Source organism: Bacteroides sp. HPS0048 (genome assembly GCF_964240755.1).
GTDB lineage: Bacteria > Bacteroidota > Bacteroidia > Bacteroidales > Bacteroidaceae > Bacteroides > Bacteroides nordii.
In genome coordinates this window covers 43,416-59,406 of record NZ_CAXSVC010000007.1, presented here as the reverse complement: position 1 = coordinate 59,406, position 15,991 = coordinate 43,416, and the positions used below count along the sequence as shown (strand labels likewise).

13 protein-coding genes and 1 riboswitch are annotated in these 15,991 nt (G+C 42.6%); of the genes, 8 read left to right on the top strand and 5 right to left on the bottom strand.

Going from position 1 to position 15,991, the window contains the following annotated elements; genetic code table 11:
• Positions 1-120: 120 nt before the first annotated feature.
• The 8 genes from tsaB (at position 121) to ACESQI_RS07790 (ending at position 7,754) form a co-directional block, all read left to right on the top strand.
• Positions 121-810 carry a tRNA (adenosine(37)-N6)-threonylcarbamoyltransferase complex dimerization subunit type 1 TsaB gene (gene tsaB, locus ACESQI_RS07825; protein ID WP_007487044.1) on the top strand — a complete coding sequence of 230 codons (690 nt, stop codon included), beginning with the start codon at positions 121-123 and terminating at the stop codon, positions 808-810.
• Positions 811-858: 48 nt separating this feature from the next.
• Positions 859-1,473, top strand: coding sequence for a DUF4290 domain-containing protein (locus tag ACESQI_RS07820; RefSeq protein ID WP_002562456.1), 615 nt, complete (start codon positions 859-861; stop codon positions 1,471-1,473).
• Between the two features lie 150 nt (positions 1,474-1,623).
• The gene (gene murA, locus ACESQI_RS07815; RefSeq protein ID WP_373125685.1) at positions 1,624-2,928 is read left to right on the top strand and encodes a UDP-N-acetylglucosamine 1-carboxyvinyltransferase; all 1,305 of its coding nucleotides are present in this window, start codon (positions 1,624-1,626) and stop codon (positions 2,926-2,928) included.
• Positions 2,925-3,464 carry a ribosome maturation factor RimM gene (gene rimM / locus ACESQI_RS07810; protein WP_320969833.1) on the top strand — a complete coding sequence of 180 codons (540 nt, stop codon included), beginning with the start codon at positions 2,925-2,927 and terminating at the stop codon, positions 3,462-3,464. The genes murA and rimM overlap by 4 nt, the downstream gene beginning before the upstream one ends.
• A gap of 76 nt (positions 3,465-3,540) precedes the next feature.
• Positions 3,541-4,401 carry a M23 family metallopeptidase gene (locus tag ACESQI_RS07805; protein WP_002562453.1) on the top strand — a complete coding sequence of 287 codons (861 nt, stop codon included), beginning with the start codon at positions 3,541-3,543 and terminating at the stop codon, positions 4,399-4,401.
• 3 nt (positions 4,402-4,404) lie between these two features.
• On the top strand, positions 4,405-5,580 hold the full coding sequence (locus ACESQI_RS07800) for a 1-deoxy-D-xylulose-5-phosphate reductoisomerase (protein ID WP_002562452.1): 1,176 nt from the start codon (positions 4,405-4,407) through the stop codon (positions 5,578-5,580).
• A gap of 19 nt (positions 5,581-5,599) precedes the next feature.
• Positions 5,600-6,952, top strand: coding sequence for an RIP metalloprotease RseP (rseP, locus tag ACESQI_RS07795; RefSeq protein ID WP_373125682.1), 1,353 nt, complete (start codon positions 5,600-5,602; stop codon positions 6,950-6,952).
• Positions 6,953-7,130: 178 nt separating this feature from the next.
• Positions 7,131-7,754, top strand: coding sequence for an HAD family phosphatase (locus tag ACESQI_RS07790; RefSeq protein ID WP_007487053.1), 624 nt, complete (start codon positions 7,131-7,133; stop codon positions 7,752-7,754).
• Between the two features lie 139 nt (positions 7,755-7,893).
• Here ACESQI_RS07790 and ACESQI_RS07785 read toward each other — a convergent pair whose 3' ends face one another.
• The 5 genes from ACESQI_RS07785 to ACESQI_RS07765 all read right to left on the bottom strand — a co-directional run bounded on the left by ACESQI_RS07785 (position 7,894) and on the right by ACESQI_RS07765 (position 15,991).
• Entirely contained in the window at positions 7,894-9,294 is a 1,401-nt protein-coding gene (locus tag ACESQI_RS07785) for an MFS transporter (protein ID WP_373125680.1), read from the bottom strand.
• An 81-nt stretch (positions 9,295-9,375) separates the two neighbouring features.
• Complete coding sequence (gene nrdG / locus ACESQI_RS07780) at positions 9,376-9,846, bottom strand: anaerobic ribonucleoside-triphosphate reductase activating protein (protein ID WP_373125678.1); 471 nt, start codon at positions 9,844-9,846, stop codon at positions 9,376-9,378.
• A 106-nt stretch (positions 9,847-9,952) separates the two neighbouring features.
• A complete protein-coding gene (locus ACESQI_RS07775) occupies positions 9,953-12,346 on the bottom strand; it encodes an anaerobic ribonucleoside triphosphate reductase (RefSeq protein ID WP_007487057.1) in 2,394 nt (797 codons plus the stop codon).
• 181 nt (positions 12,347-12,527) lie between these two features.
• Positions 12,528-12,712: riboswitch (cobalamin riboswitch) on the bottom strand.
• 102 nt (positions 12,713-12,814) lie between these two features.
• Positions 12,815-13,465, bottom strand: coding sequence for a hemolysin III family protein (locus ACESQI_RS07770; RefSeq protein ID WP_122201846.1), 651 nt, complete (start codon positions 13,463-13,465; stop codon positions 12,815-12,817).
• 615 nt (positions 13,466-14,080) lie between these two features.
• Complete coding sequence (locus ACESQI_RS07765; RefSeq protein ID WP_320908624.1) at positions 14,081-15,991, bottom strand: DUF3857 domain-containing protein; 1,911 nt, start codon at positions 15,989-15,991, stop codon at positions 14,081-14,083.

Sequence of the window (15,991 nt, the reverse complement as noted above, 5' to 3'; positions counted from 1 at the left end):
AGTAAGCAAAAAAAACATTTTAACAATGAATTTTAACTGAAATCTGCTTTAATTCATGCTACTGTGTGGTAATCTGAAAATAATCAGTTAAATTTGCGTCAGTTTAATAATCTGAAAATTATGTCGTGTATCTTACATATTGAAACCTCTACCGCAGTGTGTTCGGTAGCGGTGAGTGAAGACGGGCAAACGATTTTTGTGCAGGAAGATATGAAAGGTCCTTCACACGCCGTGTCGTTGGGAGTTTTTGTTGATGAGGCTTTGTCGTTTATCGATAGTCATGCAATCCCTTTGGATGCGGTGGCTGTGAGTTGTGGACCAGGGTCATATACCGGACTTCGTATCGGGGTTTCAATGGCTAAAGGGATTTGCTATGGGCGTAATATACCGTTGATTGGCATTCCTACACTTGAAGTATTGTGTGTACCGGTATTGTTGTATCATGAGTTGCCGGAAAATGCTCTTCTCTGTCCAATGATTGATGCACGCCGTATGGAGGTATATGCAGCTGTTTATGATCGTAGCCTGAATGTGATACGTCCTATTTCTGCGGATATTATCGACGAGGATTCCTATCTTGATATTTTAGATGAACATCCGGTTTATTTCTTTGGTAATGGTGCAGCCAAATGCAGCGAGAAGATAACACATTCGAATGCGCATTTTATTGACGATATACATCCTTTGGCTAAAATGATGTTTCCGCTTGCCGAGAAAGCTGTAGCAAAGGAGGATTATAAGGATGTGGCCTATTTTGAGCCTTTTTATTTGAAAGAGTTTGTTGCTTCCCTTCCTAAAAAGGTGTTGTAACAGGTGCTCTGCTCTTATTTTTAACTTTTAATTTTTAATTATTATTTTATGCAGTATAACACCCAACAGAAGAGAATGCCCCTTCCCGAATATGGGCGAAGTATCCAGAATATGGTAGATCATGCACTTACTATCCAAGATCCGGCCGAGCGCCAACGTTGTGCAAATACTATCATCAATATTATGGGAAATATGTTTCCTCATCTAAGAGATGTACCCGATTTCAAACATAAACTGTGGGATCATTTGGCTATTATGGCTAACTTCAAGTTGGATATTAAATATCCATACGAGATCATCCACGAGGAGAATTTAGGAACAAAACCGGAACCGATCCCTTATCCAAGTACTAAAATCCGCTATCGTCATTACGGACGTACGCTTGAGATACTTATCAATAAAGCATGTGAATTTCCGGAAGGAGATGAAAAGAAAAATCTGGTTGCTCTTATTTGTAACCATATGAAGAAAGATTATATGGCTTGGAATAAAGATACGGTAGACGATCGTAAGATTGCTGAGGATTTGGCAGAACTTTCCGGTGGAAAACTACAGATGGATGATGACATTGTTCGTTTGATGGCAGAACGTTTGGCACAGAACTATCGTCCGAAAACGAATTATACCAATAACCGGAATAATAATCAGAGAAGAAAATATTGATTAAGTAGTAAGTAGCTAGTAGTAAGTAGCTAGTAGTAAGTAGATAGAATCCATGTGGCGTGTTGTCTGAACTACCAACTACTAAATTGACTATTAGTTACTTACTACTGAATTCCAGCTACTAGCTACTAAATTCTAACTACTAATCATATGGCTTCATTTGTAATCGAAGGAGGGCACAAACTGTGTGGGGAGATTCATCCGCAGGGTGCTAAAAACGAAGTGTTGCAGATTATCTGCGCTACATTGCTTACTGCTGAGGAAGTAATAGTAAATAACATTCCCGATATTCTGGACGTCAATAATCTTATTCAGTTGATGAGAGATATGGGGGTGACAGTTGCAAAGCAAGGTGTTGATACTTATAGTTTCAAAGCAGAGAGTGTAGATCTGGCCTATTTGGAGAGTGATGAATTTCTGAAGAAATGTTCCAGTTTGCGGGGATCTGTGATGCTGATAGGCCCTATGGTAGCTCGTTTTGGCAAAGCAATGATTTCCAAACCCGGTGGTGATAAGATTGGCCGTCGTCGTTTGGATACCCACTTTATTGGTATTCAGAGTTTGGGAGCCGATTTTAGATACAACGACGAACGCGGTGTTTATGAGATTACTGCAGATAAATTGCATGGTACTTACATGTTGTTGGATGAAGCTTCCGTAACCGGAACTGCCAATATTGTAATGGCTGCTGTTCTGGCGAAAGGAACAACAACAATTTACAACGCTGCTTGTGAGCCTTATCTACAGCAGCTCTGCAAGATGCTCAATCGGATGGGAGCCAAGATCAGTGGTATTGCATCTAATCTTCTGACTATTGAAGGGGTGGAAGAGTTACATGGGACACAGCATACCGTATTGCCTGATATGATTGAGGTAGGTAGTTTTATCGGTATGGCGGCTATGACAAAGAGTGAAATCACTATAAAGAACGTTTCTTACGAAAACCTGGGTATTATTCCTGAAAGTTTTCGTCGTCTTGGTATTAAACTGGAACAGCGTGGAGATGATATTTATGTCCCTGCACAGGAAAGCTTCCAGATAGAATCATTTATTGACGGTTCTATTATGACTATTGCCGATGCACCCTGGCCGGGACTTACTCCCGACTTGCTTAGTGTGCTGCTTGTAGTAGCCACACAAGCCAAAGGAAGTGTGCTGATACATCAGAAGATGTTTGAAAGCCGTCTGTTCTTTGTAGATAAACTGATAGATATGGGAGCACAGATAATACTTTGTGACCCGCACCGTGCTGTTGTAATCGGACACAATCATGGTTTCAAATTGCGTGGTGGTAATATGACTTCACCCGATATTCGTGCCGGTATTGCTTTGCTGATTGCTGCTATGAGTGCCGAAGGGATCAGTCGTATTCATAATATAGAGCAGATAGATCGTGGTTACCAGAATATTGAAGGCCGGTTGAATGCTATTGGCGCGCGAATTACACGAATATGATAAGAAAAGAAGAAGTATATAAAATAGGAATTTTTAATAAACCTCATGGTATACATGGTGAGTTGTCGTTCACTTTTACAGATGATATTTTCGACCGTGTTGATTGTGACTATTTTATTTGTCTGCTTGACGGTATTTTTGTTCCTTTCTTTATAGAAGAGTACCGTTTTCGTTCTGATTCCACAGCTTTGGTGAAACTTGAAGGAGTAGATACTGCCGAGCGTGCCCGCATGTTTACCAATGTGGATGTATATTTCCCTATCGAACATGTGGATGAAGCAGAACCGGGAGAACTCTCCTGGAATTTCTTTGTTGGTTTCCGTATGGAGGATTCCGCTCATGGTGATTTGGGAAAAGTGACAGATGTAGACATGTCTACTGTTAATACGCTTTTTGTAGTAGAACGTCCGGATGGTGAAGAATTGTTGGTGCCTGCACAGGAGGAGTTTATTAAAGGTATTGATCAGGAACGTAAACTTATTGTGGTTGATTTGCCCGAAGGGTTACTGAATCTTGATGAACTTGAAGAAGAATGAATCAGTGTTAATCTGTGTGATCAGTAGTAGAAAGAATTAGCGAAATGCTTACATTTGTACGCAATACGATAAAATAATGCCAAAGAAGAAACGCAGTAAAGCTTTTTGGAACAATATAAAGTTCAAGTATAAACTCACTATTATCAACGAGAACACACTCGAAGAGGTGGTGGGGATTCGTGTATCAAAATTGAATGGTCTTTCTGTTTTGCTCTCTGTGTTGACTATTCTTTTTTTGATTGCTGCCATTATTATTGCTTTCACTCCTTTGCGCAACTATCTTCCCGGATATATGAATAGTGAAGTTCGTAACCAGATAGTAGCTAACGCTTTACGTGTGGATTCTTTGCAACAACTGGTAGAACGGCAGAATCTGTATATTATGAATATTCAGGATATCTTTAGCGGAAAAGTCCGTGTTGACTCCGTACAAAGTATGGATACACTGACAACTTTGCGTAAGGACTCTCTAATGGAACGTACCAAACGTGAAGAGGAATTCCGTCGCCAGTATGAGGAGGCAGAGAAGTACAACCTTACCTCTATTACTTCGCAGCCTAATGTGAACGGACTGATTTTTTATCGTCCTACACGTGGTATGATTTCTGCTCACTTTGATGCAGAGAAGAAGCATTACGGAACAGATATAGCCGCCAATCCCAATGAAAGTGTACTTGCTACGTTGGATGGTACGGTTATTCTGAGTACCTATACAGCCGAAACCGGTTATTTGATAGAAGTGCAACACAATCAGGACTTCGTTTCTATTTATAAACATTGTGGTTCATTATTGAAACGTGAAGGTGATAAGGTACAGGCAGGAGAAGCTATTGCATTGGTAGGAAACAGTGGTACGCTTACTACTGGTCCTCATTTGCATTTTGAGTTGTGGAATAAAGGACGTCCGGTGAATCCCGAAAAGTACATTGTATTCTAAATCATGAATAAAGAGATAAAAAAGAAACAAATAGCTATATTAGGCTCTACAGGCTCTATTGGTACGCAAGCTCTACAGGTGATTGAAGAACATCCCGAATTGTATGAGGTATATGCTCTGACAGCCAATAACAAAGTAGATATGCTTATAGCCCAGGCACGAAAGTTTCAGCCCGAGGCCGTGGTTATAGCTAACGAAGAGAAATATGATCAGCTGAAAGAGGCGTTAAGAGATTTGCCGATTAAAGTATATGCCGGTACCGAAGCTTTGTGTCAGATTGTAGAGTCCGGACCGATAGATATCGTGTTGACTGCTATGGTGGGATATGCCGGACTGAAACCTACGATCAATGCCATCCGCGCCCGTAAAGCCATTGCTTTGGCAAACAAGGAAACGCTGGTTGTAGCCGGAGAATTAATTAATGTATTGGCGCAGCAGTACCGTACTCCTATTTTACCTGTAGACTCGGAACACTCAGCAGTATTTCAATGTCTTTCCGGTGAGGTGGGGAATCCTGTTGAAAAAGTAATACTGACTGCTTCTGGTGGTCCGTTTCGTACCTATACTCTGGAGCAGTTGCAAACTGTCACTAAAGTGCAGGCGTTGAAGCATCCTAACTGGGAGATGGGAGCTAAGATTACGATCGACTCTGCTTCTATGATGAATAAAGGTTTTGAGGTGATTGAAGCCAAATGGTTGTTTGGTGTGCAACCAAGTCAGATAGAAGTAGTGGTGCATCCTCAATCGGTTATTCACTCGATGGTGCAGTTTGAAGATGGTGCCGTGAAGGCACAATTAGGTATGCCTGATATGCGTTTGCCTATTCAGTATGCATTCTCTTACCCCGACCGCGTTGCTTCTTCGTTTGATCGTCTGGATTTTGCCAAGTGTACCAGTCTCACCTTTGAACAGCCTGATACCAAACGTTTCCGCAATCTGGCTTTGGCTTATGAAGCTATGTATCGCGGAGGCAATATGCCTTGTATTGTTAATGCCGCCAATGAAGTGGTGGTTGCTGCTTTTCTGCGTGATGAGATAGGCTTCCTTGCAATGAGTAATGTAATAGAACAAACGATGGAACGTGCTTCGTTCGTACAGGTTCCTACGTATGATGACTATGTGGCAACTGATGCCGAAGCCCGCCGCATAGCCACTGAACTAATAGTAAATTGTAAATAGTAAAATTGTAAATAAACCGATGGAAACATTCTTAATCCGTGCCCTCCAGTTGATAATGAGCCTTTCGTTGCTTGTTATTATACACGAAGGAGGACATTTTCTCTTTGCCCGTTTATTCAAAGTGCGGGTCGAAAAGTTTTGTTTATTCTTTGATCCCTGGTTCACTCTTTTCAAGTTCAAACCAAAGAAGAGTGATACAGAATATGCCGTAGGCTGGTTGCCTTTGGGTGGTTATGTCAAGATCTCTGGAATGATAGACGAGTCAATGGATACTGACCAGATGAAACAACCTGAACAACCGTGGGAATTCCGTTCTAAACCGGCTTGGCAACGATTGTTGATAATGGTAGGTGGCGTATTGTTCAATTTCCTGTTGGCATTGTTCATCTATTCTATGATTCTTTTCACCTGGGGTGACCAGTATATTAAAATTCAGGAAGCACCGTTGGGTATGCAGTTCAATGAGACTGCTAAGGCTGTAGGTTTTCAGGATGGTGATGTGCTGTTATCAGCTGATGGTGTGGAGTTTCTGCGTTATGATGCTGATGTGTTGAGCCAGGTTGCCGATGCACGTGAAGTGACTGTACTTCGTGGAGGACAGAAAGCTTCTGTTTATATTCCCGAAGATATGATGCAGCGTTTGATGGCTGACAGCGTACGTTTTGCTTCTTTCCGGGTACCTTATGTGGTAGATAGTATAATTGCCAATTCACATGCAGCTCAGGCTGGCCTAATGCCGGGTGATAGTATTATTGCACTTGATGGCAAACCTGTTTCTTATTTTGATTATCTCGAAGAGATGGCTACACGTAAACAGAAGGCAGCAACTTTGAATAACGATACTGTAGATTTGCATCAGATCACGCTGACTTATGTTCGTGCCGGGGAGATGGATACCGTAACTTTAGGTACAGATTCTGCTTTCCGTATCGGTGTTTATGCACAGCCTATGAATCGGGTGATGCCGATGGTTACTAAGGAATATGGTTTCTTTGAATCTTTCCCTGCCGGTGTGCATTTAGGAGTGAAAACATTGAAAGGCTATGTTGGCAATATGAAATATCTCTTCTCAAAAGAGGGAGCTAAGCAGTTGGGTGGTTTCGGAACAATCGGTAGTATTTTCCCCGCTACCTGGGATTGGCATCAGTTCTGGTATATGACGGCATTTCTCTCTATTATTCTTGCCTTTATGAATATTTTGCCTATCCCTGCATTGGATGGCGGACACGTATTATTCCTTTTCTACGAAATTATTGCGCGTCGCAAACCGAGTGATAAGTTTATGGAGTATGCACAGATGGCAGGTATGTTCCTGCTTTTCGGATTGTTGATATGGGCTAACTTTAATGATATATTGAGATTCTTCTTTTAAGATAAATTCGGTACAGAATATACAGGAGGCACAGAGGTTTTATAATATTATCCTCTGTGCCTCCTGTGTTCATTTTTAATTTAAAAATTTCTATTCTTTTTGATGAAGATCAATCACTTATACACTGTCTCATAGGAAGATAAGGCTTATCTTTGCCCTAAATATAACATTGGGTATTATGGTAAAGAACATCGTATTTGACTTTGGGGGTGTCATTGCTGACATAGATCGTGATAAAGCGGTTCAGGCCTTTATTAAGTTAGGACTGAAAGATGCAGAAACACGTTTGGATAAGTATCATCAGACTGGTATTTTCCAGGAGCTGGAAGAGGGTAAACTGACAGCAGAAGGATTTCGGGATAAGCTGGGAGAATTGTGCAGACGTGAGCTGACAATGGAGGAGACCAGACAGGCATGGCTGGGATTCTTCACGGGGGTAGATATACGCAAGCTTGATTATATGCTGGAACTCAGAAAGTCTTATCATGTATATATTTTAAGTAATACGAATCCCTATGTAATGTCGTGGGCATGCAGTCCCGGATTTTCTTCTCAGGGGAAGCCTTTGACGGATTATTGTGATAAATTGTATCTGTCTTATCAGGTAGGTTGCACCAAGCCTGAACCGGAAATATTTAACTATATGTTGAAAGATAGTGGTATGCTTCCTTCCGAAACACTTTTTGTTGATGATGGAGCTTCGAATATACATATCGGCAAAGAGTTTGGGCTGCATACTTATCAACCGGAGAATGGTATGGACTGGCGGAAAGAATTGTCACAGTTGTTAGCAGGTCTGTAAAGTACCGGTATGTGAGAGTTACTTTGCCTGCATACAGAGTACGCCTTGGCTGTATGTACGCCGGGCGTATCCTGCATGCAGGCAATATATATACTCTATGTATCGCTTTTGTTGAGGTATATGGAGGAAATACATGATATTACTTTACCGTTGAAGGTTGAGAAATCCGTAATCCGCTGATAATAGCTGCTGCCACTGCAAATCCACTTCCTACGAGCAAGCAGACGGAAGTACTCTTTTCATGTGCTATGAAACTGAATAGCAATGCAACAAGTGTTGTTCCGAATGTTTGTCCCAATAACCTTGCCATTCCCAACATTCCGCTGGCTCCTCCCGACCGTGTGGTAGGTGCGGAGGATATGATCGTACTGTTATTGGGTGTTTGAAACAGACCGAAGCCTGCACCACATAGTGCCAATCGCCAGATAATGCTGAGATCGGTTGATTCTGCGGTGAGTGTAGACAGTGAAAAGAGTCCGGTTGCGAAAAGTATCATGCCGATACTTCCCAGGATTCCCGGATGGATGCGTTCAACAAGGTATCCGGCTGTAGGTGCGGTAATCAGAGTGGCAATAGGCCATGGAGTCAGTAGTAAACCAGTCATAACCTCATTGTGTCCCAACGTGTTTTGCAGAAAAAAAGGCAGGGAAACCATTGCCAGCATCTGTGCGGTAAACGAACAGATGGAAGTACTGATGGATAAAGTGAAAATGGGTATTTTTAGTAAATCCAGCGGCAAAAGCGGAGAGGATTGTCCCAATTGCCGACGAACGTAGTAGATGCCTACTATAACCAATATAACTATCTGAATGGCAATGTAGTCCATTCGCTCGTGATGAGCAAATCCGTCCATTGTATAAATAAGTAGTCCGAATGTAACTGCGTTGGCAATAGCACTTTTTATATCAAACTTACGTTTGGAACGTTCTTCTTTCCGGGGTAAATATTTGTGTCCGAGTATCAGGGCTGTTACTCCCAGAGGTATGTTGATGGCAAATAACCAGTGCCATGAACTGACGGCAAGTATGGCGCTTGCTATGGAAGGTCCTGCTGCTGCGGATATGGCAACTACCATTGCATTGATTCCCATTCCGCGTCCAATCTGGTTGCGCGGATAGATGGTACGTAATTGGGCTGTGTTCACGCTGGTAATGGCAGAGGCACTGAATCCCTGAAAGATACGTGCAAGTGTCAGTGTCCAGAATGAAGTAGACAGTGCGCAGATTAATGAGGTGATGCAAAAGAGCGCTATTCCCGAGAGATAGACACGTCTGTATCCGTATATTTCTCCTAACGACGAAAAGGATAATAATGAAATTACGATTGCCAGCTGGTATCCGTTCATAATCCATGTGATAACGGAAGGAGATACATCGAAGTCGTGTGAAAGAGTGGGCAATACGATATTTACAATATTAATATCAAGTACCGACATGCAAAGTGCAAAAGATATGGCTACTACCGCCCATATCCGTCGCGGAAGGGGAAGGCCGTCTGTTTCTTCTGTGTCAGAAGCTTTTGGGGGAAGTGTTTGGTCCATAAACGAAAAATGCTTTAGTCTTGCAAATTAAACAAAACAAAAACATTTTCAGTTGTTAGGATCAGTTGAATATAAGTTTTTTTAGCGGTGCAGGCGAATCACCCGTTGGTTGCTGCTTCCTCTGAACTCCAGATGAGGAGAATAGAGTGCCTGGATGAAACGCCCTTCTACAAGTACATCAATATAAGGCAGGGCGGCTGCCAAGCGGGGCTGTGCCTGTATCTCTTCATAGGTATATCCGGTGTAACACCAGATGTTTTGCCGGGTTTCTTCCTTTATCCGTTTCACTAATAAAAGAAAAGCTTCGGGATTAAAAAACGGATCGCCTCCCGAGAAGGTTACTCCATCCAAGAGTGGATTCGTTTTTATTTCACGGATCATATCCATGATTCGTTCTTCTGTCAGCTCTTTACCGGCACACGGGTTCCAGCTCTCCGGATTGTGACATCCCGGACAACAATGGCGGCATCCTGCCAGATAAATGGAATACCGGATGCCTTCACCATCTACTATCGTTTCCGGATAAGTGTATAGTAAGTTGAGAGTCTTCATTTGATTTAGTTGAAAATGGAAAATTGAAAGTTGAAAATGGAAAATTAGCTGCGTGCATTGTCATACTGAATAGTAATTTTCCATTTTCAACTTTCAATTTTCAACTCTACAAGTGTTTTACTCTATCTTTTTCTTCTGCCCGTTTAGCCGAATTCCACGAACTTAAATCACCTGTCAGGTAGCCGGTGATGCGGCGCATACGCAAAATATTCTCGCTTTGGCATACCGGGCATTTGTCATAAATGACTCCCTTGTATCCACAGTTGTGACAAGTATCTACCGGGTGATTAATAGAGCCATAGCCGATACCTTCGTCATACATGACCTTTACAATTTTAGCGATGGCACGTATATTCTTCTGTGCTTCACCATCCAGCTCTACATAAGTGATGTGCCCTCCGCGTGTAATGGCATGGAAGGGGGCCTCACGTTTAATTTTTTCTACGATGCTGATGGGCTCTTTTACATCCACATGGAAAGAGTTTACGTAGTAATCATTATCAGTTACCCCTTCAATTTTGCCATATTTACGGCGGTCCATCCGGGTGAAACGTCCGGAAAGACCTTCGGCTGGAGTTGCCAGCACAGAATAGTTAAGGTTATATTTAGCTTTATATTCGTCTGCTACTTTATTCATTTCCATCACAGTCTCGTACAAAGTATTCCACGCTTTATCGCTGTGACCATGTCCTTTGCCATAGAGCGCTACCATGGCATTGTGTCCGCCAATGAAGCCAATACCTAATGTACCGCTGCGCAATACATCGCCTACCTCCTCATTCGGATTCAGGTTGCCGCCCCCTTTCCATACATCATTGCCCATCATAAATGGGAACTGGCGTGCCAGAGCAGTGCGCTGATATTGATAACGGGCATAGAGCTGATCGGCTACTAAAGTGGCCATCTCACGTACCGATTCCAGGAAAATCTCTTTGGCTTTCATCTCAATGGCATCCGTATTACGCTTGTCTTCAATGATATTTTCTGCCTTAATGCGTGCCTCAATAGCTAAGCGGGGCATATTCAGAGTGGTGAATGAGAGATTTCCGCGTCCTAATGAAGATTTTTCTCCGACAACATTCTCAAATACGCGTGTACGACAACCCATTGTTGCCAATTCATAGCGATAACGTTTCGGATCGTTGGCATCCCACTTTTCGTTTTGGTTGAACGGTGCATCCAGGAACATAAAATTGGGGAATAGTGCCTTGGCTGTTGTACGGCAGGCTTTCAGAAAAAGGTCGAAGTTGGGAGCACTGAAAGTCATGCGCCCTTCCTCTGCTGCTTCAAAATCACTCATTGCCTTTTGATAATCTTCTTCTGAGTAAGATACTCCGTTTTTTACCTTAAATATCTGAATGGGGAATACCGGTACTTCTCCGCGGGTACCGAGCCCTTCGATAGTGGCTGTCAGTAGTTCTTCAATCACCATGCGCCCTTCGGCAGAAGTATCTGTTCCGTAATTTATAGAACTGAACACCACCTGGTTGCCTCCACGTGAATGCATTGTGTTGAGGTTATGAATAAAGCCTTCCATAGCCTGGTGCGTATCTTTGCGAGTCTGAAAGTAAGCTTTTTCTATGACTCGTGCCAGATGTTCTTTGTCTATATTGATCTGCAGAGCGGTTAGCGCCATACGCAGTGTTTCGCGTTCCAGTTCACTGGTTTTGATAGAAGGAAGGTGTTCTTCTATTAATGCGCGGATCGCTTTTTCTTCTACAGCTGTGTTGCTTTCCATTGCAACGTAGAAACTGATGAATGAACTCAGATGCTTGCGGAATGATTTGCTTACTCCCTTTGCCATGAAGAAGTCGAATGCAGGGATTGCTTGTCCGCCATGCTGCTCGTTCTGGTTGGTCTGGAAGATGATAGTGGCGAGTGTTGCATAGCTTTGTATGCTTTGCGGAGTACGGATACTTCCGTTTTTGGTACGGAACCCGCGCTCGAAGAGGTCGTCCATATCATACTGAATACAGGTCGTCGTCTTTGTCGGATAATAATCCAGATCGTGAATATGAATATCGCCCAACTGGTGTGCTTCTGCAAATCGTTTGGGTAACAGGTATTTATATGTATAGTCTTTGGTCACTTCCGATGCAAAGGTCATCATCTGACCTGCCGGAGTGTGACTGCTCATATTTGCATTGCTCAGATTTACATCGTTTTTGTCAATGGCTACAATACCATCCATTACGTGTTTCATTTGAGTTTTTTTATCACGTTCCGTATTACGCCATTCGCGGTAGATAATGTACTTTTTGGCTACTTCGGGCCGTACTTTCATTAATTCTTTTTCTACCAGATCCTGAATCTCTTCTACAGTAATAGTGGGATTGGAAAAACGGCTGATGACATTCATGGTAATGTCAGCCACGAGCTGCTGTTCTTCGGTGATGCCGGAGGCACTGAACGCTTTGGTTATAGCGTTCTTAATTTTACTAATAGAGAAATCTTCTCTTTTACCATCACGTTTGATGATACAAATTTCAGCGTAGTTCATAACTTTAACTCCCGAAAGCTTTATTCAGTTGACAGTGGGCAATTGACAATTGACAGTTTTTGGCTGACCAAAAGGCAGTTGACGTTTGACAACTGAGTGGTTAATAAAAAATAGGCGGCAATTAAAATCAGATAAACAGTAATCGCTCACTGCCAACTGTCAATTGTCAACTGTCAATTGTTAATTGTCCATTGGTTCCGGCCGGTCTTCTGACTTATCCCTCCTTCGCACGCCTTCCCACGCATAAAATGCAGTGACATAATGTGCGGATTCTCAGGGAATTACAGCAGCGGGTACTGTCGCCGATTTGCACAGCGTTCCCTTGTGACTAAACCTCTTTTTAGTTCCGAAACCGGGACAAAGATAAGAGATTTACTTATAGGTATAAAGGCTTTTAACATTAAATTTCGGGAAACTTTTCTTTCTTCCTGATATAGAAAGTTTTCCAAAACGGAAAACTTTTAAGATTTATAAGACCATCCAGATTGCTATAATATGCCCTACGCTACCTCCCAGGCAGAAGAGATGGAATACTGAATGCATATAAGGTTTACGAAGAGAATAGAATACTGCACCGATGATGTAAGACGCACCTCCACCTATCAACCACCAGAAAGCAGGTGAAGCTCCCATCTCCGAAAGACAGTTCATTAGTGGTTTCAGGGCTATTAGGATAGCAGCACCCATTCCAATGTAACAACATGTTTCGAGGTTACTGTGTTCTTTCAGTTTCTTGAAACTCAGAATAAAACCTGCAAGTGCGGAGAGCCATACGAAGGTGAAGATTCCCCATCCCCATCCGCCGGCATGCCGCATCACCAATAGTGTGAATGGGGTATAAGTGCCTGCGATATGCAGGTAGATAGCTCCGTGGTCAAATTTACGCAACAATTCTTTTCTCGGTCCCGGTCTGGAAGCATGATACCAGGTTGAACTGATATAGGACGATAACATACCTGCCAGATAGACTGCAATGCAGGTAACTGCCCAGTTCGGCTCACTACCGGTAGCCGCTTTTACCAGCAGGAAATATCCTGCTACAACTCCCAGCAAAATTCCGGCAGCGTGACTGAGTGTATTAGCGAGTTCTTCGCCATGAGTATATCGATGATTATCCAAAGTTGCACATTTTAGCTTTCGGCCGTAAAGGTACTCTATTTTTCTAAAACATTTTCCTGTGGCAGTTTAAAAATGGATAATAAGACTACTTGTTCATATCAGAATCTATTTACGATTGGACGATTTACGATGTACGATTGAAGTTACTCTTTTAAAAGCTTGTTTCAGCGTTGTCAAAAACGGAGTAATCCCAATCGTACATCGTAAATCGTCTAATCGTAAATAGATTCATATCTGAATAGTAACGAAGATTATGGGTATATCTTTTCGGTAGCGGAAGTGCCCCTAAACGACATCGTCACCGTTGCCCGGTGTTGTACTTTGTTTTTCTCAGAAAGGAACGTTCCTTTTCCCGGTGAGCAGTCTTGTTTTACATGTACATGTTTCACTGCTCCACATGTACATGTCGTACTGTCCCACATGTACATGTCGTGCTGCTTTACATGTACATCTAAAACAACGTTGCATACCGAGGCGTCATACGTTCCTCTATGAGGCAGAGCTTTATTGATACCGGAGAAAAAGACTGATGGTAATGACAAACATCATTTAGCACAAAATTGATTCTAATGAACTAAACTCACCATAGAATTACAGAATTTCACAGAGTTTCAATTAACCATCGCTTGGCGTACCTCCCCGTGCGGGAAGCACTTCTTTTTTTAAGATAATCTTGCTATTGTATTGTCCTGCTATCTGCTTGCGAAATTCAAGAAAATCTTTATAAGATTCTTTAGGGTAAACGCCTTTGTGCATTAGTAAACGGTGTACAATATATATTTCCTTGCCCTTCATTTGTAAAGAAGAGCTAAAGGTACCGAAATTGTTTTCCGCTTTATAGCTTTTGGGAAGAGATTCTATGGCATATCCTTCCGGTATTTGCAAAAGAATGCTGTCTGTATCCAGATAGCCGTAGTTGATATGGACATCCTGAATACGTTGTTTGAGTTCGGGCGTAATAAAACCCTTTCGAAAGATATTGGCAGGAATAAATAGTCGGTTACCTGTCTTGTTTCCATATTGCTCGGTATCCACTGCGTATTGCAGAGCAATCTGGGGGATTGCATCTTTTTTCTCGGTTATCTGTACATCACTTATGTTGGCTTGTACCAGATTGATATTAGAACGCAAATGATCTTTTTGCCGGGCGGGTTCAAGGTGGGTAATGCCTATCATGTTTTCATATTGGAAAAGACGGGAAGTTTCACAAGCCTTTACTTTTGCTCCTCCGGTAGGGGTAAGTGTGATTTGGGCAATTGTTGTTTGTGTGTTGAGTGAATCGGGGTAGGAGGGTAATCGGTGAAGTTTACCTCCGTCCGGTGTAACGAGGAGAGCATCGTGTCCGGCAATGTCACTGTGTATATATCCAAAAGGTAATTGCGGATTGGTACACTCCAGCCAAAGCGTATCTCCGGGGAGTGGAACTTGCAGGATGACATGGTTCATCTGATTGGCACTGGAAAAGTCGGGCAGTAGCCGTTCATTGTCTGTGCTGATGGCAGTATATACAGAAGAGATGCCCAGTTCATTCAACATAGCACGGGTGTAGTTGGATAATCCTTTGCAATCGCCGAAACCCGCACGGCAGACGTCGGCTGCTGCAATGGGTTGCAATCCTCCGATACCTAACTGGATACTCACATAGCGCGTTGTAGTAGCCAGGTAGTTGTAGATGGCTTGTACCTTTTCACGGGGAGTTGTACAATGGGCAGTTAATTCACGTAGTTTTGTTTTTATAGGTTCAGCCAGTTGGTCACGTCCCGTGAGTAAGCTGTTTTGCCATGCGCCATATGATTGCCAGGTACTCATATCTCCTTGTGTACCATCAAAGATAAATTGCCCCGGCGAAAAATAAATCCGGGGAATACGCTCGGGTAGTGATGCACCGAATGGTTCATATTCGAGGGCGGCTATTGGTCCTATAGATGCCTCTGTGAGGGTACTACCGTCCGGGGTTGTTTTTTGTGTAATATCTGTCTGGATATTGATTGCCCGGTAGCGGGTAGGCATGTTTGGGGGAGTCCGGAGACTGTATACAGCCTTGACCACCGATTGATTGTACATTTTTTGAGGAACAAAATTCGGATAGGCTATCAGCCCGTCTTTGCATTTCACTTCCCATTCATATTTTATCGTAAGCGGATAGCGTGGGAGGTTACACTCGTAATAATAAGTATAGTCATCACTGGTTAGTCCCGAAGAGTATTCAGTCATTTGTAAATCCGATTTCTTAATTTTGCGGATGACCTTGCCGGTCGGGTCTGTAATCTCTCCGGAGAATTTCCGCAGAGAACGAAACTTGTCACACATACAAAAGAAGTGTGCAGCGTTTCGTCCTTTTTCATTAAGAATGGTGATAGTATAACTTTCTTTTTGCAGAGCACTTGTTGCCGATTCACAGATAATCTCTGTGGTGGCATTTTGTACGACGGAGTAGGCGTCGCGAGTAATGTCTACTTGCGCTCGTATAGCAAAAGGTACAAGCAAGAGTAACAGAATACTACTGTATAATTTGTTTCTTGTCAT

Excerpts from the sequence above, each read along its gene's own strand:
- tsaB (WP_007487044.1), top strand. The coding sequence starts at position 121 with ATGTCGTGTATCTTACATATTGAAACCTCTACCGCAGTGTGTTCGGTA.
- ACESQI_RS07820 (WP_002562456.1), top strand. The coding sequence starts at position 859 with ATGCAGTATAACACCCAACAGAAGAGAATGCCCCTTCCCGAATATGGG.
- murA (WP_373125685.1), top strand. The coding sequence starts at position 1,624 with ATGGCTTCATTTGTAATCGAAGGAGGGCACAAACTGTGTGGGGAGATT.
- rimM (WP_320969833.1), top strand. The coding sequence starts at position 2,925 with ATGATAAGAAAAGAAGAAGTATATAAAATAGGAATTTTTAATAAACCT.
- ACESQI_RS07805 (WP_002562453.1), top strand. The coding sequence starts at position 3,541 with ATGCCAAAGAAGAAACGCAGTAAAGCTTTTTGGAACAATATAAAGTTC.
- ACESQI_RS07800 (WP_002562452.1), top strand. The coding sequence starts at position 4,405 with ATGAATAAAGAGATAAAAAAGAAACAAATAGCTATATTAGGCTCTACA.
- rseP (WP_373125682.1), top strand. The coding sequence starts at position 5,600 with ATGGAAACATTCTTAATCCGTGCCCTCCAGTTGATAATGAGCCTTTCG.
- ACESQI_RS07790 (WP_007487053.1), top strand. The coding sequence starts at position 7,131 with ATGGTAAAGAACATCGTATTTGACTTTGGGGGTGTCATTGCTGACATA.
- ACESQI_RS07785 (WP_373125680.1), bottom strand. The coding sequence starts at position 9,294 with ATGGACCAAACACTTCCCCCAAAAGCTTCTGACACAGAAGAAACAGAC.
- nrdG (WP_373125678.1), bottom strand. The coding sequence starts at position 9,846 with ATGAAGACTCTCAACTTACTATACACTTATCCGGAAACGATAGTAGAT.
- ACESQI_RS07775 (WP_007487057.1), bottom strand. The coding sequence starts at position 12,346 with ATGAACTACGCTGAAATTTGTATCATCAAACGTGATGGTAAAAGAGAA.
- ACESQI_RS07765 (WP_320908624.1), bottom strand. The coding sequence starts at position 15,991 with ATGACAAGAAACAAATTATACAGTAGTATTCTGTTACTCTTGCTTGTA.